The following is a 16,648-nucleotide window of genomic DNA, read 5'->3' on the forward strand; positions in this document are numbered from 1 at the left end:
GTTGAGATTGAAACGAGGTTTGTATTTTTGTCAAATGAACAAAGATAAAGAGTGGATGCAGCGGGCGTTGCAGCTTGCAGAATATGGACGTGGAAGTGTTAGTCCAAACCCCATGGTTGGATGCGTAATCGTATATGACGATAAAATTATCGGCGAAGGCTGGCACCGGAATTATGGCGGCCCGCACGCAGAAGTACGTGCTGTGGAGGATGTCGATAAACGGAGTAATGGACATTTGCTTTCGGAAGCAACGGCATATGTTACACTCGAACCTTGTTCACATACCGGAAAGACGCCCCCTTGTGCAGATCTTCTTATTAGTCGTGGAATAAAAAAGGTTGTAGTCTGCAACGGCGATCCTAACCCTCTGGTTTCGGGAAGAGGAATAAGGCGTTTGCAGGACGCTGGTATTGAGGTTGTTCAAGGATTACTTTCAGAACAGGGAAAAGAATTAAATAAGCGTTTTTTTAAAAGTTTTTTGGAAAAAAGACCTTACGTTATTTTAAAATGGGCAGAAACAGCGGATGGGTTTATTGCGGAGGCAAGCGGAAAATCAGTACAAATAAGTGGCAAGTTGTCAGGAGTTCACGTTCATAAATGGCGTTCAGAAGAAGATGCGATCCTTGTAGGACTTAACACGGCTCTAAACGATAACCCCAAATTAAATGTGCGTCACTGGAAAGGCCGTAACCCTGTCCGTGTTGTACTGGATAGAAATATTCGCCTGCCAAATACTATAAATTTATTTGATAATTCTCAAAAAACATTCGTAATAAATTATCAGGAACAAACCGTTGAAGAAAGTGCTTCCGGACGTTATGCCGGATATGGAAATACTTCGTACATTAAAATAAGTCCTGGTGAAAACGAGATTGATCAAATTTTGCAGGAGCTTTTTAAAAGAGGAATTCAGTCGGTATTGGTTGAAGGTGGGGCGCAGGTTCTGACTTCCTTTCTGAAGGCAGGCTTGTGGGACGAAATCCGGAGATGTCAGAGCTTGAAAAAAATAGGCAGCGGCATTAAAGCGCCGCTGCCGGAAGGAATTTTTACAGGTTCGGAACAGGTTGAAGAAGATTTTTGGAGTTTTTATTCAAGAGTTTAAACGCTCCACATATCTTCTTCTGAGTTCCAGATATCCCAGGCTTTTTCGGCCTGCATTTCTAGCATTTTTAATCCATTATGAACAGCTGCACCTTGATCGAAACCCTTTTTCATAAAAAGCGTTGTGGTTGGATTGTAAACCAGATCATATAAAAAATGTCCTTTTGAAATCCATTGATATGGAATTTCCGGACAGTCATCTACATTTGGATGCGTGCCGAGCGGCGTGGTATTGATGATCAGAAGATGACTTTCCATAATCTCCTGCGTAAGGTCTTCGTATAAAAGCGAATCGTTATTTCTCTGACGGGAAACAATTTTGTATTCCGTCTGCATATCTTCGAGCGCAGTTTTTACCGCCTGTGCGGCTCCTCCATTGCCCAGAACCAAAGCCTTAAAATTACAGCAAGCTTCGCCGCGGCGATCCATCCACTCCGATATGGACTGACGGAAACCATAATAGTCCGTATTGTATCCTTTCGTACTTCCGTCAGCAAAAACTTTAATTGTATTTACTGCCCCGATGCGTTCAGCCGAAGCGTCGTCCAGGTCGTCCAGATATTTTATAACCTCCTGCTTATGAGGAATAGTTACATTAAGTCCCTTCAAATCAGGATGTTTTCTTAACAATTCAGGGAGTTTTTCCAGAGATTCCATTTCAAACAGATCATAACCACAGTTGTGAATCTTCTCACGGATAAATTTTTCGGTGAAATATCGCTTGGAAAATGAATGAGTAAGTGGAAAACCGATCAGGCCGTACAAGTTCATAACTATTTATTGGATGTTCGCAGCCCATGTTTCAAGGCAGGGCTGTGAAGTGGAAAACGCATTGTTGCTCTCAGGAAACTAATGTAAGAGCGGCGAAGTTAGTTCACTCTTTTTTCAATAACAAAAAATGAAAGATGCCTCACTAAAAGTATCATGTAGAAAAGTTAACTAATACGACAAACTTCTTGATATTATTTGTAGAACAGATTGTGTCGATAATATTGTGTTATAGTATGTTTTTTTTGAATTGAATGATTTTTTTATTTATAATTCGAAGTATTTCTGTATTATTGATATAAAGTACTTCTACCCGGCTATCATATGAAATTAAAGAACCTCTACTTATTTGTCGCATTTTTTGCGATTTGTACTACTACTACTTTTGGACAGCATCGAATTATGCTTCGTGATGGCCCTTTCACCCCGGAAGTCAACATCTTTCCTGAAAAAATTGGCGAATTCAACCGAAAACTCAGGACCCTGAACCGTAAATCTTTCGTTGTCATTCAATTTGAAGGTGTTCCGGGAGAGGGAGAAAAAAGGCAACTGAAAAATGAAGGAATTGAATTACTGGATTATATTCCTGATAACGCATATACTGCAACTGTTACCAATTCTTTGAATTACAGTTCTTTACGAGTCGCGGGAGTAAGATCGGTTGTTCAATTGACGAGCAGTCAAAAGTTGCATGTATCGTTGGCAAACGGAAAATTTCCTTCTCATGCTGTAAAAACGCCTGGCATGGTAGATGTCTGGATAAGTTTCCCAAAGACGTTCTCATTTGAAGAGGTAGGGGAAGAACTGCGCAATAAAAATTTATTGATTATTGCAGAAACTTTTAAAAACTACGGCGTATTGGAATTGCGTATACCGGTTACACGTATTGCTGAGCTTACCACATTTCCTTTTGTGCAATATGTGCAACCGATTCCGGCCCGTGATGAGGCTTTTAATGATCACAGCGAAGAAAATTCCAGAGCCAACGTTTTGAGTTCTACTGTTTCCGGGAACCGCAACTTGCATGGGGAGGGTGTTGTCGTTGGTATTGGGGACAATGCAAACCCTATGCTACACGTAGACTTTAATAACAGAATCATTAATCGTTTTGCTTCGGAAACAAGTGAGTCACATGGATTACATGTGATGGGCACAATGGGTGGTGCCGGTGTGATAGATGAACGTTACAAAGGATACGCCCCCAAGTCGAAAATCATTGCGCACCATTTTTCCAACTTATTGATAAACCTGCCAAATTATGTCAAAGACTATGGTATGGTCGTTACTAACAATTCTTACGGAAATGATGTGACGAGCTGTACGTCATTTGGAACATATGACTTGTATTCACAAATTCTGGATCAACAGGCTATTGATATGCCTTATCTGGAAAATGTTTTTGCTGTTGGCAATAGCGGAGCCGTTCCGTGTAGTCCGTTTCCAGCTGGATTTGCCACTGTCTTAGGAGGTTATCAGGCTTCTAAAAACATTATTACTGTGGGTAACACCCAGGTAGACGGACAGCTTTCTGTGTACTCCAGTCGCGGTCCGGCGAAGGATGGCAGAATAAAACCGGAAATTGTCGTTCAGGGCACCACAATAAGATCAACAGTGCCGGACAATAAGTATGGGCTGGGATCCGGAACAAGTATGGCCGCTCCCGCCGTTTCGGGAAGTCTGGCACTTTTATATCAACAATATCGAAAATTGAACGGAGGGGCGAATCCTAAAAATGCTTTGATGAAGGCATTGATCTGTAATAGTGGCATGGACAAAGGCAACGCGGGCCCTGACTATAAATACGGTTTCGGTTGGCTAAATCTTGTTCGTGCTGTAAAAATGCTGGAGAGCGGAAGTTATATAAATGCAGCAGTTTCAAACAAAGCGTCGAAAAACCATTCTATCACGATTCCTGAAAACACCGCTCAACTGAAAGTGATGCTTTACTGGAACGATCCGGCAGCAGCAATTCAGGCAAGCCATACCTTAGTTAATGACCTGGATATTGAAGTTTTTAATCCTTCACAAATTAAAACGTTACCAAAAATATTAGATGCCGCTCCGCTAAAAGTCGATAATCCGGCAACTACGGGCGCTGATCATATCAATAACATAGAGCAGGTAGTAATTGATAACCCTGTGGCGGGCAATTATACTCTTACTATAAAAGGAACTGCTGTTAATCAAAATCCCGAACAGGAATATTTTGTGGTTTATGATGTAATTCCGGTTGAAACGACAATTACTTACCCAATCGGGACAGAACGAGTTCAACAGGGTGATGCTATCAATATCAGCTGGGATTCTTTTGGAAATGATGCAAACGGTTTTACGATACAGTATTCAACGGATAACGGTAATTCATGGGCTGATATTAATACTTCCGTTGATGCGAATCTTCGCCAGTTAAGTTGGGTTGTACCGAACGTTACAACATCAAAGGCAAGAGTGAAAATTATACAAAATGGAACTGGTAACATCAGTGTAAGTGAGCCTTTTACCATTTTGGGGGTTCCAACAATCTCCTTGTCTCCCGTGCAGTGCGAAGGATATGCCGCAGTTCAGTGGGATGCAGTAGCTGGTGCCACCGATTATGAAGTGATGATGTTGCAGGGAGAGGATATGGTTTCCATTGGCACGACCACCGCGACGAACTATAATCTGTCAGCTTTATCAAAGGACCTCACGTACTGGATAACTGTGAGAGCAAGATTAAATGGTAGTCCGGGTCGGCGAGCCACCGCAATTTCAAGAAAACCCGATAATGGAAATTGCAGCGGAACAATTTCTGATAACGATTTTAAACTAGACGCGATCATATCTCCTGCTTATTCAGGGCGAAAATTTACAGCAACGGAGTTGTCAGCGAGTTCGAAAATAACGATAAGGATTAAAAATCTGGACGATGTCAGCTCTTCGGGAGATTTTAAGGTGAAATATTTTATTAATGATGTATTGAAAGGAGAGGAGACAGTCGGAACTTCAATCCTGGGCGGCTCCACACATGATATTACTTTTTCGTCACTTGCTAATCTATCTGAGATAAGATCTTATGCGCTAAAAGTCGAAGTTGAAAAGCCAGGAGATATCATAGCAGGAAACAATGTTATGACTTCGATTATCAAGCAAATGAGTAATAATCCGGTTTCAATGCCATTTTTAGATGATATGGAATCACTTCCAAAACAGGAATTTTTTGCTGTTCAGGCCGGGCTTGAAAATTCTGACCGATATGATTTTTCAAGTAATACAGCTTTTGGTCGTATCAGAACTTTTGCTGGTTCGGGAGCAGCTGGTTCAGGTGAGCGTGCGTTAGTGCTGGATGCAGACCGTTATGTTGAGAATGGTAACACCAATTATTTAATTGGAACCTTTAATCTTTCAGCCTATAATGCTGCAAATGATGACATTAGACTGAACTTCAGGTACAAGAATCACGGACAGTCCAGCAATTCTAACAATCGTGTCTGGATCCGGGGAAAGGATACGGACGCCTGGATTGAAGTTTATAATCTGTATTCAAATCAAAATGGCGTTACAGGGTCTTACAAGCAGTCTTCCGATATTGAAATAAGCAAAATTTTAAATACTAATTCCAAGAATTTTTCTTCAAGCTTTCAGGTCCGTTTTGGTCAGTATGGCAAGGTGATGGTAGCTGATTCATACAGCGGCGCGGGTTATAGTTTTGATGATATCAGGCTGACACAGATTGCAAATGATGTACAGGCTGTTAGTATAAACAGTCCTGCACTATCTGGTTGTGGAATAGGTAGCGCTGAACAGGTGAAAGTGTCGGTTCGTAATAATTCCCCTTCCGGGCTGACTAATATTCCTGTAAAATTCCAAGTTGATAACGGAGCTGTTTTTGTCGAAAGTATTGCTTCACTTGGAGGAAATACTACCAGCGAGTATACTTTTCAAAGTCGTGCAGATTTGTCGGGTCCTGGAACGCATACGTTAAAAGTATGGGTGGATTTACAATCAGATTCCAATGTTGCCAACAATACAATTATTGCCGAAGTTTTTAACTCACCCTTAATTTCTTCCTTCCCTTATCTGGAAAATTTTGAGAACGGAACAGGTTTTTGGTATAGCGGCGGCACGAACAACTCCTGGAAATTTGGAACACCCAATGCCAGTAAAATAAACAGAGCTGCAAGCGGAAGCAAAGCATGGAAAACAAGTTTGACTGGAAAGTACAATGCGAATGAAGTATCATATCTCTATTCTCCATGCTTCGATCTGCGAGAAATGTTAGTTCCTACAATCAGTTTTAATGTTGCTTTGGATATTGAAGATTGCGGACGAAATATCTGTGACATTGCTTATATGGAATATTCCACAGACGGATCCGCTTGGAGGCGCCTGGGTGCAAATGGTCAGGGAACGAACTGGTATAATAAGGCAAATGCTAACGACAATGGATGGAGTGCACAGGATTATACCCGCTGGCACGTGGCCACTGTTGCTTTGCCGGCCGGTAGCGCAAGTATTCGTTTGAGATTTGTATTGCGGACTGATGAAACCGAGATGCGCGAAGGAATCGCGATTGATGATATCCACGTTTATGATAACCGGAATGGAATTTATGACGGAAATAGCATGTCTGCTGCTGCACAAGGCTCTGACGGAGGAAAACAATGGACAAACTACACAAATAACGGTGCGTTAGTAGCATCTGTATACAATAACAATCAGAATTTAGGAAATACTGATGTTCGTATTTATGTCAATTCTGGTGCTGTTCGTAATACTAACGGGCAATATTATCTAAATAGGAATGCAACGATAAAGCCGGCAAATTACAATTTTTCGGATTCTGTCACCGTGAGATTGTTCTTTCTGGATTCTGATGTTGAAAGACTCATTGCTGCTACAGGTTGCACTTCCTGTATTAAGCCAGCTTCGGTTGCGGAACTTGGAATTTCTAAATACAGCGATTCAAATGATGCTAACGAAGATGGTACAGTCGCCAATAATACCACAACGGGCTGGCTTTTTATCCCGGCAGAAAAGACGAAAAAAGTGCCTTTTGATAAAGGATACTATGCAGAATTTAAGGTGAAAAGTTTATCCGAATTTTGGCTCAGTCGCGATGCAATGGGAGCTGCAACTCCACTTCCGGTTGAGTTGTTGAGTTTTACTGCCAAAAGGAAAGACGGTACTGAATCATCTCCTGACGTAATAACTGAATGGGTGACAACGTCGGAGGTCAATTTTAGCCATTTTGAGCTCGAAGTTGCCAAAGGAAATGATGAATTGAAATTGGGTCAATTTAGGAAAATCGGGGAGATATTAGCAGATGGCGGGGTTAATAAAGGCCAGTATTATTCTTTCACTGATTATGAAAAAGACAAAACTGATGTGCGTTACTACCGCCTGAAAATGGTGGATAAGGACGAAACTTTCAAATATTCATTGATACGGCCTGTTGTGATACAGGAAAAAATCGATTGGCAGGTTTACCCGAATCCATCGAAAGATATTTTCAATGTCGTATATCAGGGAAGTGCTGGCCAGGAGGTCCGGGTCAATGTCATCGACCTGACCGGAAGAATATCGGCGAAAGGGAATTTCTCCGCGTCCGGCTCAGTTCAAAAATATCAGATCGATTTGGGTTCCGCCACTTTTGCGCCTGGTTTGTACATGGTTGAAGTTGTTGCAGGCAAACGGAGAGAAGTTTTCAGATTGGTCAAACTTTAAAACCTGAACAAACAAAAATTAAAAAAGTCCAGACAATCCAGTTGTTTGGACTTTTTTAATGGAATACTAGATGCTTCTTATAAATTTAGGTGCTCTGCGTTTTTTTGACATTTGTTCGTATGCATAAGAAATTGAAAGCAGTGGTCCTTCATTATAGGCTTTTCCCAAAAAAGAAATCCCGACGGGGATTTCACTGACAAAACCCATAGGAACCGTAACGGATGGATAACCAGCCAAAGCTGCCGGACCATAAGATCCATAACCTGTCCAAAAATCTCCGTTCACAGGATCAATGCACCATGAAGGGCCTGTTGCAGGTCCGCAAAGCGCATCAAGATTTTGTTCCGTCAACAAATCATCGATCATTTTTCGGACGCCGGTTACTTTTGCATATGCCTCCTGATACCCCGGACTTTTCAAATCACCTCTCTTCTGAGAACTTTCCAAAAGCTCCTGCTGAAAAATCGGCATTGCTTTTGCAGAATTATCTGTATTGAATTTTATCAGTTCTTCCAAAGATTTTACTTTCCCGTTTGCTTTTCCGAGGTAAGCATTTAAACCGTCCTTAAATTCATATTCCAGCACTTCTCCGGTCGCACTGCCAAGGCTTCTGAATTTGATGAAATCAACTTCCACAATTGTAGCGCCTTTGGCTTTCATTGTTTCAATAGCTTCCCTGAACAGCGCATCCATTCCTTCATGTTTTTTCAGGAAACTTTTTTCTATACCAATTCTTTTGCCGGTTAATCCATCTGCTTTTAAGAATTGTGTGTAATCCGAAAATGCTTTTCCCTGGCTTGCCGAAGTTGCTTCATCATCAGGATCGACACCCGTCATGGCGCCTAAAAGCAACGCCGCATCCCGCACCGTTCTGCCCAAGGGCCCGGCAGTATCCTGGGTTTTTGAAATCGGGATGATACCGGATCTGCTGACAAGCCCGACGGTTGGTTTTATGCCAACAACATTATTCATGGACGCCGGACATGCGATGGAGCCGTTGGTTTCCGTACCTATAGAAATCGCACATAAATTGGCCGCAACCGAAACGCCCGAACCAGAGCTGGAGCCACAGGGCGACCGGTCTAAAATATAAGGATTTTTGGTTTGTCCGCCGCGGCTGCTCCATCCGCTTGACGAGCGTGTCGAACGGAAATTTGCCCATTCGCTCATATTGGTTTTCCCAAGTATCACAACACCCGCTTTTCGCAATTGTTTTACCAGAAATGAATCGCTTTTTGCAATATTCCCTTCCAAAGCGATCGAACCCGCAGTCGTTTGCATTTTGTCTGCTGTATCAATATTATCTTTAATCAGAATTGGAATTCCGTGTAGAGGTCCCCGGATTTTACCCGCCGATCGTTCTTTGTCCAGTTCGGCAGCAATTTTTAACGCGTCAGGATTCAGCTCAATGACGGAATTTATTCCAGGTCCCTTTTTATCGATTTCAGCGATACGGTCGAGGTAAAGTTTGACAATTTGCTGAGAATTCATTGCGCCGCTCTTCATCATTTTTTGCAGATCCTCAACACCAAGTTCATCCAGCTTAAAACCATTTTCCTGTTTGCTTATACCATTTGTTGAACTGGATTGGAAGCCAAACAGCCCGATTCCTAAAAGAGACAAACTTGCGAATGATCCTGTGTGAATAAATTTCCTGCGCTGCATAAGATGGTGATAATATGAGTGATCCTAAATATAAGTTTACGGCAGGAATTAATCATGAAACTTGCAACAAAAAATGTTTGTATTTCGAAGTATAGGAACCAGACAGATCGGCTTTTGAAAATACCATTTAACAAATCATTACTAAATTATTGACCTCCATGAAGTATCTGCTATCAGCTCTTTTTCTTTTTACGAGTCTATATACGTCCGCTCAGATTTCACGGACAAAACAGGTTTCGCTGATTCTTGATACGGATATCGGTCCGGATTATGACGATGTGGGCGCAATGGCCGTCATGCATGCTTTGGCAGACCGGGGTGAAGTGAAGCCGCTTGCGGTGATTGCGAGTAATAAAAATGCACTCGTTGCACCTACGATAGAAATTATAAACAATTATTTTGGTCGCCCTGACCTTCCGATTGCGGCACCAAAAGGGAAAGCACCAGATATGGGTGCATCTCAGAAGTGGCCTGAAATGCTGGTTCAGAAATATCCTCATAAAATAAAGTCAACCGACGAAGTACCGGATGCTGTTCAGACTTATAGAAAAATTTTAGCAGCTCAACCAGACCAAAGCGTGACGATTGTGACAATTGGTTTTCTTACGAATTTATCGAATCTGCTTGAATCAGAACCGGACGAGATCTCGAAACTATCAGGTTTGGATCTTATCAAACGGAAAGTGAAGGAAGTAGTTTCCATGGCCGGAGGTTTCCCGAAAGGCCGTGAATTCAATATCATGATCGATTCGGTTGCCTCTGAAAATGTGTTCACCAAATGGCCGACGCAGATCACTTTCAGCGGTTTCGAGATTGGGAATGGTATAAAAACGGGTCTTAAAGTTGTATCAAATGAAAGTCTGCAAAGTCCTGTCAAGGACGTTTATACACTCGCCATTCCACTTAGTAAAAATGATCAGGAAGGTCGCATGAGTTGGGACCAGACGGCAGTTTTAGTCGCCATTCGGGGAGCTCAGCATTATTTTGATTTAAAAAGAGGTAAAATTATAATCAACGGCGGTAGTAACGAGTGGCGTGATGATCCTATGGGGCCGCATGCCTATCTGACCGAGGAAATGTCTTTCAAGGATCTGTCGTTGGTAATTGAGACCCTGATGATGCATAAGGGTGACGGGAAATAGTTTGGTAAACTGCTAATTAAGCTGATAATTTGTTTTGAGAACATCTTAAAATCTTTTATTAAATGGTATGTTTTGCCCATCTTGCAGTACTATAAATAAAGATAGTCAGGATGTTTTTATTTCTTAAAAAACAACTTCGAAAACGCTTAAAGAATCCAATTAATTTACCTGATGAAGAAATCGTTATTATTAATTATTGCATCATTTGTCATTCTGACGGCTTGCAGTCCTTCCGGCAAATTTTCTAAAGAAGAAGCACAGAAGATTGGTGTTTCATGGAAATTAGTCACCAACTTCACGGAAGTTGACGGGGCGTTTAAAGCAAAATTTACCCTGAAAAATGGTGGAGATGTCGTTCTAAATGACAAAAACTGGACGTTGTTTTTCAGTATGTCGCCACGGCCAATTCAAGCAAATAAAACTCCTGAACCCGCAAAAGTTGAGCATATCAATGGGGACTGGTATAAGATGGTTCCGGAAAAAGACTTCAAGCTAAATGCCGGTGATTCAATAACAGTCAACTATACCGGAACTAGTGGCGTGATCAAAGAAACGGATGCGCCGCTTGGGTTGTATTTCGTTTTTTATGATGATGAAGGCAAAGAAAAAGATATCGTTCAGGTAGCAAATTATACGATCGAGCCATTTCTTACAAAAGAGCAGATTCTGCGGGGAAAAGGAGATCTGGAACCTATCCAAACGGCTGCATTGAGATATACCCAAAATCTGGTTATGTCGGCGATCGATTCCAATCAGCTTCAGAAGATTATTCCGGCACCGGTGAAAATCACGAATAGTGCCGGGACTTTTACGCTTAACAACAAAACGGCACTTTATTATGAAGCCGGGCTCGAGGGAGAAGCAAAATATCTAAGTGAAAAATTAAAGACGGTTACCGGAAAAGAGTTCCAGGCAAAAAGTGGTCTGCCAACAATGGTCGCAGCCAACAGCATTATTCTAAAATCGGGTAAAGTTCAGGTTAACGGTATTTCCAGAGAAGCCTATACGCTTGGCATCAATGGAAACGGGATTACGATTACTGGGAGCGATGCTGCTGGTGTGTTTTACGGTGTGCAAAGTTTGCTGGGACTTGTTCCGTTAGAAGCATTTCAAAAACCTGCGGCCTCGATTAATTTTGGCTTTACACAAATTGAAGATGCTCCAAGATTTTATTTCCGTGGTATGCACCTGGATGTAGCCCGGAATTTCCAAACCAAAGAATCTGTAAAACGTATTATCGATCTGCTTGCTACCTATAAGATTAACCACATTTTGTTTTACACAGCGGAAGATGAAGGATGGCGCGTAGAGATTGACGGGCTGCCTGAATTAACGAAAGTCGGCGCACAACGTCAGCATACGACCAGTATGAATACCTCCGTTTTGCATCCGTCTTATGGATCTGGCCCTGTGGCTAATGAAGAAGGGAAATTTGGCGCCGGATATTATACCAAATCTGATTTTGTAGAGATTTTGAAATATGCAAAGGAAAGGCATGTCAATGTGATTCCGGAATTGAATTTTCCAGGCCATGCACGTGCTGCGATCAAGTCGATGGAAGCGCGCTATGAGCGTTTAATGAAAGAAGGAAAAGAGACAGAAGCGAATGAATATCGCCTGATAGATCCCGACGACAAATCGGTATACATTTCTGCGCAGGGTTACAAGGATAATGTGGTCAGTGTAGCCCGTGAGTCAACGTATCACTTCTTTGAAAAAGTGGTGGATGAAATGGCCAAGATGTATAAAGAAGCCGGTTTGACGATGGATACTTTCCATACAGGCGGCGATGAGGTTGCTGACGGCGTATGGGAAAAATCACCTATGGCGGCAAAATTGCTGAAAGAAAATCCTGAAATAAAAGGTGCTAAAAATCTTCAATCCTATTTCTTCCGAAGACTGGTTCCCAGACTTGCGAAGCGTAATCTGAAAATCCACGGCTGGGAAGAGGTTGCTTTAACGAAAACGGCAGATGGTAAATATCTTGCGAATCCGGAATTTATTGGAAAACAAGTAGTCCCTTATATCTGGAACAACGTATTTGATGTGGATTTGGGTAACCGGTTAGCCAATGCAGGATATCCGGTGATTCTTTGCAACGTGACCAATTTCTATTTCGATATGGCTTATAACAATGATCCCAAAGAGCCCGGGTTGTATTGGGGAGGTTTTGTGAATACCTGGGACAACTGGGCCTTCGCACCGTTCGATATGTTTAAAACAACTTACACAACTGCATTGGGAAAACCGATGGCGGAAGAATTTGTGGGAAAAGAAAAGTTAAAACCGGAAGCGAGGAAGAATATTTACGGTCTGGAAGCGGAGCTCTGGAGCGAAACAATTAAAGGTCGTGATATGATGGAGTACTCTATTCTGCCTAAGCTTTTCGGATTTGCAGAAAGCGCCTGGTCTGCTCAAAGAAGCTGGGAAACGATCGAAGACAAAGTGGCACGTGATAAATCGATCGCGGCTGGCTGGAATATATTTGCCAATTCTATTGCCAGCAAGGAAATTCCACGATTGAGTTATCTGAACGGCGGCTACAACTACCGGCTTCCTTTGCCGGGGGCTATTGTGGAAAATGGTATGCTGAAGGCAAATGTTGATTTACCAGGCCTGGCAATTCGTTATACAACGGACGGTTCTGAGCCTACTGTCCAGTCTGCATTGTACAGCAATCCCGTAAAGGTGTCTGGAACCGTTAAGCTGAAAAGTTTTGATAAAGCCGGGAAATCAAGCCGGACCAGCATTGTAGAAGGCAAGTAAGTGTAATTTGTATTAAATGATAAAAACACACGAAATTAATTAGTCAGTTTTTAATGAATATAGGTGTAGATATCGGAGGCACTAATATGCGGGCAGGAATTGAGTTGGGTGGGTCTATCACGCGACAAAGCAATATTTTACTTGAAAATAAAGAATCGCTTTCCTCTACCTTGTCACAACTCATGGATTTGATCCGTCCCTTTACAGAATATCCGGTTAAGGGAATCGGAATTGGTGTTCCTTCGGTAGTTGATGTGGATAAAGGAATTGTTTACAATGTGATGAATATTCCTTCCTGGGAAGAAGTTGCGCTGCGCGATATCGTTGAAAAAGAATTCAACCTACCTGTTTTCATTAACAATGACGTGAATTGTTTTACACTTGGCGAGCATCGTTTCGGGCTCGCCAAAAAGTATAAATCTGTTGTCGGTATGGCCATTGGTACCGGGCTAGGTTCCGGCATCATTATTAATAACGAACTTTATTCAGGAAACAATTGCGGTGCCGGAGAAATAGGGATGTTGCCTTATCGCGATTCAATTCTGGAAAACTATGTCTGCAATCGTTTTTTTGAGGATTCCCTGGGATGCGATGCTTACGAAGCGCATGAAGCGGCAATTCGCGGCGATTCAAAAGTGATAAGGACCTGGAAGGAATTTGGGATTCATTTGGGGGTCGTCGTAAAAACTATTCTTTATACCTACGATCCGGAAGCCATTGTGCTGGGCGGTTCCATTGCCAAAGCCGAACGATTTTTCAAACCCAGTATGCTGGAAAGTTTGAAAGATTTTGCCTATCCCGAATCCATAAAAAAACTCACACTATTGCTTTCTGAGAATGAAAATATAGCACTTTTAGGCGCAGCCGCTTTGATGGAAAAATAGCATGGGCTCTTTATGCATGCAATAAATTGCTTTTTAAAATTCCCTATTTCAAGTACATTATAACTTCAAGCCCATCCTCCAAACCTACTTATGAAGCGAAACGCATTTATCGTTATCCTGATATTGCTAATCTTTTTCGTGATATCGTTTCTGACCAATATCCTGGGGCCGATTATTCCCGATATCGTTCAAAGCTTCGACCTCAGTATCGGTCTGGCCGGATTTCTTCCCTTCGCTTTTTTTGTCGCTTATGGAGTAATGTCGATTCCAGCCGGATTGATGGTTGAAAAATATGGTGAAAAAACAGTTCTGCTGATTGCGTTTACGCTTGCCTTTGCAGGCGCTTTACTTTTTGCCGTTAACCCAGGATTTACCGTTGCCTTATGCTCTCTTTTCTTAATTGGTGTCGGAATGGCCATGTTGCAGGTCGTGATCAATCCGTTGCTTCGCGTTGCTGGCGGCGAAGAGAAATTTGCTTTTAATTCAGTTCTGGCTCAATTATTTTTCGGAGCTGCGTCTTTTTTGAGCCCGCTTCTATATAGTTATCTCGTTTTGAATGTTCATTCCGGGAATTCTGGTTTTTTTATTGAAACACTTAACAAACTCGTTCCGGAAAACTTGAAATGGGTTTCGTTGTACTGGGTTTTCGCTATAATTTCAATGCTGATGGTACTTGTCATCGCATTGGTGAAATTTCCGAAAGTAGATCTGAAAGAAGACGAGCGAATTGATGTAGGAAAAGCTTTTAAAGACCTCTCATCCAACCGTTCTGTCTGGCTCTTCTTTCTCGGGATTTTCGCTTATGTCGGCACTGAACAAGGTATAGCAAACTGGATTTCCAAATTTCTGCAAATTTATCATAACGTTGATCCGGCCACAACAGGTGCTTTGGTAATCTCTTACTTTTGGGGATTGCTCACAATCGGCTGCTTTCTCGGACTTATACTTTTGAAATTGTTGGACAGCAGAAAAGTATTAATATTTTTTACACTCGGTGCTATCGTTTCCTTGTTCGCTGCATTATTCGGATCGAAAGAAATGAGCCTGTATGCATTTCCGCTTACCGGCTTTTTCGCGTCGGTTATGTATTCCGTTATTTTCTCTCTCGCACTTAATTCGGTGCCTGATCACCACGGAACATTTTCAGGAATTTTATGTGCAGGTATCGCGGGAGGTGCAGTTGTACCCTTGATCATCGGCGGTTTGGGGGAAATAGTCGGTTTACAATTAGCCATGCTTTTTCTGTTAGTAACCCTGGGTTATATTTTGAGTATTGGTCTTTGGGCAAAGCCTTTGGTCAATAATGATACAGTAAAAAACCTGAAAGAATTGTTTGCATAACAATCCATTTATTGATTCTTAACTTCTTCCAAATTCATTATCGGGTAGTCTGATATGTATAAAATTATTTTACTAATCGATTTTGCTGAGGAATATAGTAAGGCACTTTTGAAAGGAATTGCTAAATATTCCAGAGAGCACGGGCCGTGGATATTTTGCCGGATGCCGCTGTTTCACAGGGAAACCGTGGGAATTGAAGGTATTTTGAAATGGGCGCTGGAATGGGGTGCGGATGGTATCATTGGCCAGTTTTACAATGATCCGAATATTGGGAAAATCATTGATGCAGGCATACCCGTTATCGCGCAGGATTTCAAAAAACGTTTTGACGAAATTCCTAATATCACGGGAGCTCACCATGAAGCTGGAGAAATGGGTGCGGATTATTTCCTGAAAAAAGGATTTAAGAATTTTGCGTTTTATGGATTTAAAGATATCGTCTGGTCACAGGAAAGGGCAGAGGGATTTGAGGAAAGAGTAACGCGTGCGGGATATAAGGTGCATTATTTTGAACATAAAATGGCGCGTCCGTCGGAGCTATGGTTTTACCGGCCGGCTTCTATCGGCAAATGGCTGAAATCTTTGCCGAAGCCAATTGCTTTGATGGCCTGCGATGATAATCAGGGACAACATATCACTGAGGCGTGCCGCCTTTATGGTATCCGGATTCCGGAAGAAATGGCCGTTTTAGGTGTCGATAACGATGAAATGATCTGCGATTTTTCCGATCCTCCGTTGTCAAGTGTTGGCCAGGATGCGGAAAAAGGCGGCTATGATGCAGCAAAATTACTGGATCATCTGATTAAAAATGGGATGCGGGATTTTTATGATATTGTAGTCAAACCAACACAGGTAATTACGCGACATTCAACAGATATTTATGCTACCAACGATGAGCATATCGCTTCATCTTTAAAATACATACATCAGAATATTGATAAAAATCTGCATGTCGATGAAGTCGTAAAACAAGTTCCTTTGTCGAGGAGAGCACTCGAAAAACGTTTTATTGAAGTGATGGGTTATCCGATCTATAAGTACATTTATAATTTGCGCATCGAAAAATTTACGCAAAAACTGCTCGATACCGATATGTCCGTTTTTGAGATCGCCCTCGATATGGGGTTGTCGGACAGCAAAAATATTGCCCGTCAGTTTCGGCAGGTCAAGGGATGTAATCCAAGCGAGTATCGAGATAAACATCTGGCCGGGAAATAAAATGAATTGACAAAAAAAAACAGGAGCCAGCTTTCAAAAGCCCGCTCCTGTCTTTGTTAG

At 42.0% G+C, this 16,648-nt stretch carries 9 protein-coding genes; 7 read left to right on the top strand and 2 right to left on the bottom strand.

What is annotated here, in order from left to right; translation table 11 throughout:
• The first annotated feature begins 34 nt into the window (after positions 1 to 34).
• Entirely contained in the window at positions 35 to 1,102 is a 1,068-nt protein-coding gene (gene ribD, locus BMY70_RS27520) for a bifunctional diaminohydroxyphosphoribosylaminopyrimidine deaminase/5-amino-6-(5-phosphoribosylamino)uracil reductase RibD (RefSeq protein ID WP_090341098.1), read from the top strand.
• Here ribD and BMY70_RS27525 read toward each other — a convergent pair.
• Entirely contained in the window at positions 1,099 to 1,872 is a 774-nt protein-coding gene (locus BMY70_RS27525; RefSeq protein WP_090341100.1) for a shikimate dehydrogenase family protein, read from the bottom strand. The genes ribD and BMY70_RS27525 overlap by 4 nt on opposite strands.
• A 321-nt stretch (positions 1,873 to 2,193) precedes the next feature.
• Here BMY70_RS27525 and BMY70_RS27530 point away from each other — a divergent pair, with 321 nt between their 5' ends.
• On the top strand, positions 2,194 to 7,572 hold the full coding sequence (locus tag BMY70_RS27530; protein WP_090341102.1) for a S8 family serine peptidase: 5,379 nt from the start codon (positions 2,194 to 2,196) through the stop codon (positions 7,570 to 7,572).
• A 66-nt stretch (positions 7,573 to 7,638) separates the two neighbouring features.
• Here BMY70_RS27530 and BMY70_RS27535 read toward each other — a convergent pair whose 3' ends face one another.
• A complete protein-coding gene (locus BMY70_RS27535; protein WP_090341104.1) occupies positions 7,639 to 9,237 on the bottom strand; it encodes an amidase in 1,599 nt (532 codons plus the stop codon).
• 158 nt (positions 9,238 to 9,395) lie between these two features.
• On the opposite strand from BMY70_RS27535, the gene BMY70_RS27540 reads away from it, so the two are divergent.
• From BMY70_RS27540 to BMY70_RS27560, 5 genes are all read left to right on the top strand, one after another.
• Complete coding sequence (locus BMY70_RS27540; RefSeq protein WP_090341106.1) at positions 9,396 to 10,379, top strand: nucleoside hydrolase; 984 nt, start codon at positions 9,396 to 9,398, stop codon at positions 10,377 to 10,379.
• Between the two features lie 171 nt (positions 10,380 to 10,550).
• Entirely contained in the window at positions 10,551 to 13,145 is a 2,595-nt protein-coding gene (locus tag BMY70_RS27545) for a family 20 glycosylhydrolase (RefSeq protein ID WP_090341109.1), read from the top strand.
• A gap of 53 nt (positions 13,146 to 13,198) precedes the next feature.
• Positions 13,199 to 14,029 carry an ROK family protein gene (locus tag BMY70_RS27550; protein WP_090341111.1) on the top strand — a complete coding sequence of 277 codons (831 nt, stop codon included), beginning with the start codon at positions 13,199 to 13,201 and terminating at the stop codon, positions 14,027 to 14,029.
• Between the two features lie 90 nt (positions 14,030 to 14,119).
• Positions 14,120 to 15,370, top strand: a complete 1,251-nt coding sequence (locus BMY70_RS27555) for an MFS transporter (protein WP_090341113.1) — start codon at positions 14,120 to 14,122, stop codon at positions 15,368 to 15,370.
• A 54-nt stretch (positions 15,371 to 15,424) separates the two neighbouring features.
• Positions 15,425 to 16,588, top strand: coding sequence for an AraC family transcriptional regulator (locus tag BMY70_RS27560; protein ID WP_090341116.1), 1,164 nt, complete (start codon positions 15,425 to 15,427; stop codon positions 16,586 to 16,588).
• Positions 16,589 to 16,648: the final 60 nt, after the last annotated feature.

The organism is Dyadobacter koreensis, assembly GCF_900108855.1.
GTDB classification, from domain to species: Bacteria; Bacteroidota; Bacteroidia; order Cytophagales; family Spirosomataceae; genus Dyadobacter; species Dyadobacter koreensis.

Excerpts from the sequence above, each read along its gene's own strand:
- BMY70_RS27545 (WP_090341109.1), top strand. The coding sequence starts at position 10,551 with ATGAAGAAATCGTTATTATTAATTATTGCATCATTTGTCATTCTGACG.
- BMY70_RS27555 (WP_090341113.1), top strand. The coding sequence starts at position 14,120 with ATGAAGCGAAACGCATTTATCGTTATCCTGATATTGCTAATCTTTTTC.
- BMY70_RS27530 (WP_090341102.1), top strand. The coding sequence starts at position 2,194 with ATGAAATTAAAGAACCTCTACTTATTTGTCGCATTTTTTGCGATTTGT.
- BMY70_RS27550 (WP_090341111.1), top strand. The coding sequence starts at position 13,199 with ATGAATATAGGTGTAGATATCGGAGGCACTAATATGCGGGCAGGAATT.
- ribD (WP_090341098.1), top strand. The coding sequence starts at position 35 with ATGAACAAAGATAAAGAGTGGATGCAGCGGGCGTTGCAGCTTGCAGAA.
- BMY70_RS27525 (WP_090341100.1), bottom strand. The coding sequence starts at position 1,872 with ATGAACTTGTACGGCCTGATCGGTTTTCCACTTACTCATTCATTTTCC.
- BMY70_RS27560 (WP_090341116.1), top strand. The coding sequence starts at position 15,425 with ATGTATAAAATTATTTTACTAATCGATTTTGCTGAGGAATATAGTAAG.
- BMY70_RS27535 (WP_090341104.1), bottom strand. The coding sequence starts at position 9,237 with ATGCAGCGCAGGAAATTTATTCACACAGGATCATTCGCAAGTTTGTCT.
- BMY70_RS27540 (WP_090341106.1), top strand. The coding sequence starts at position 9,396 with ATGAAGTATCTGCTATCAGCTCTTTTTCTTTTTACGAGTCTATATACG.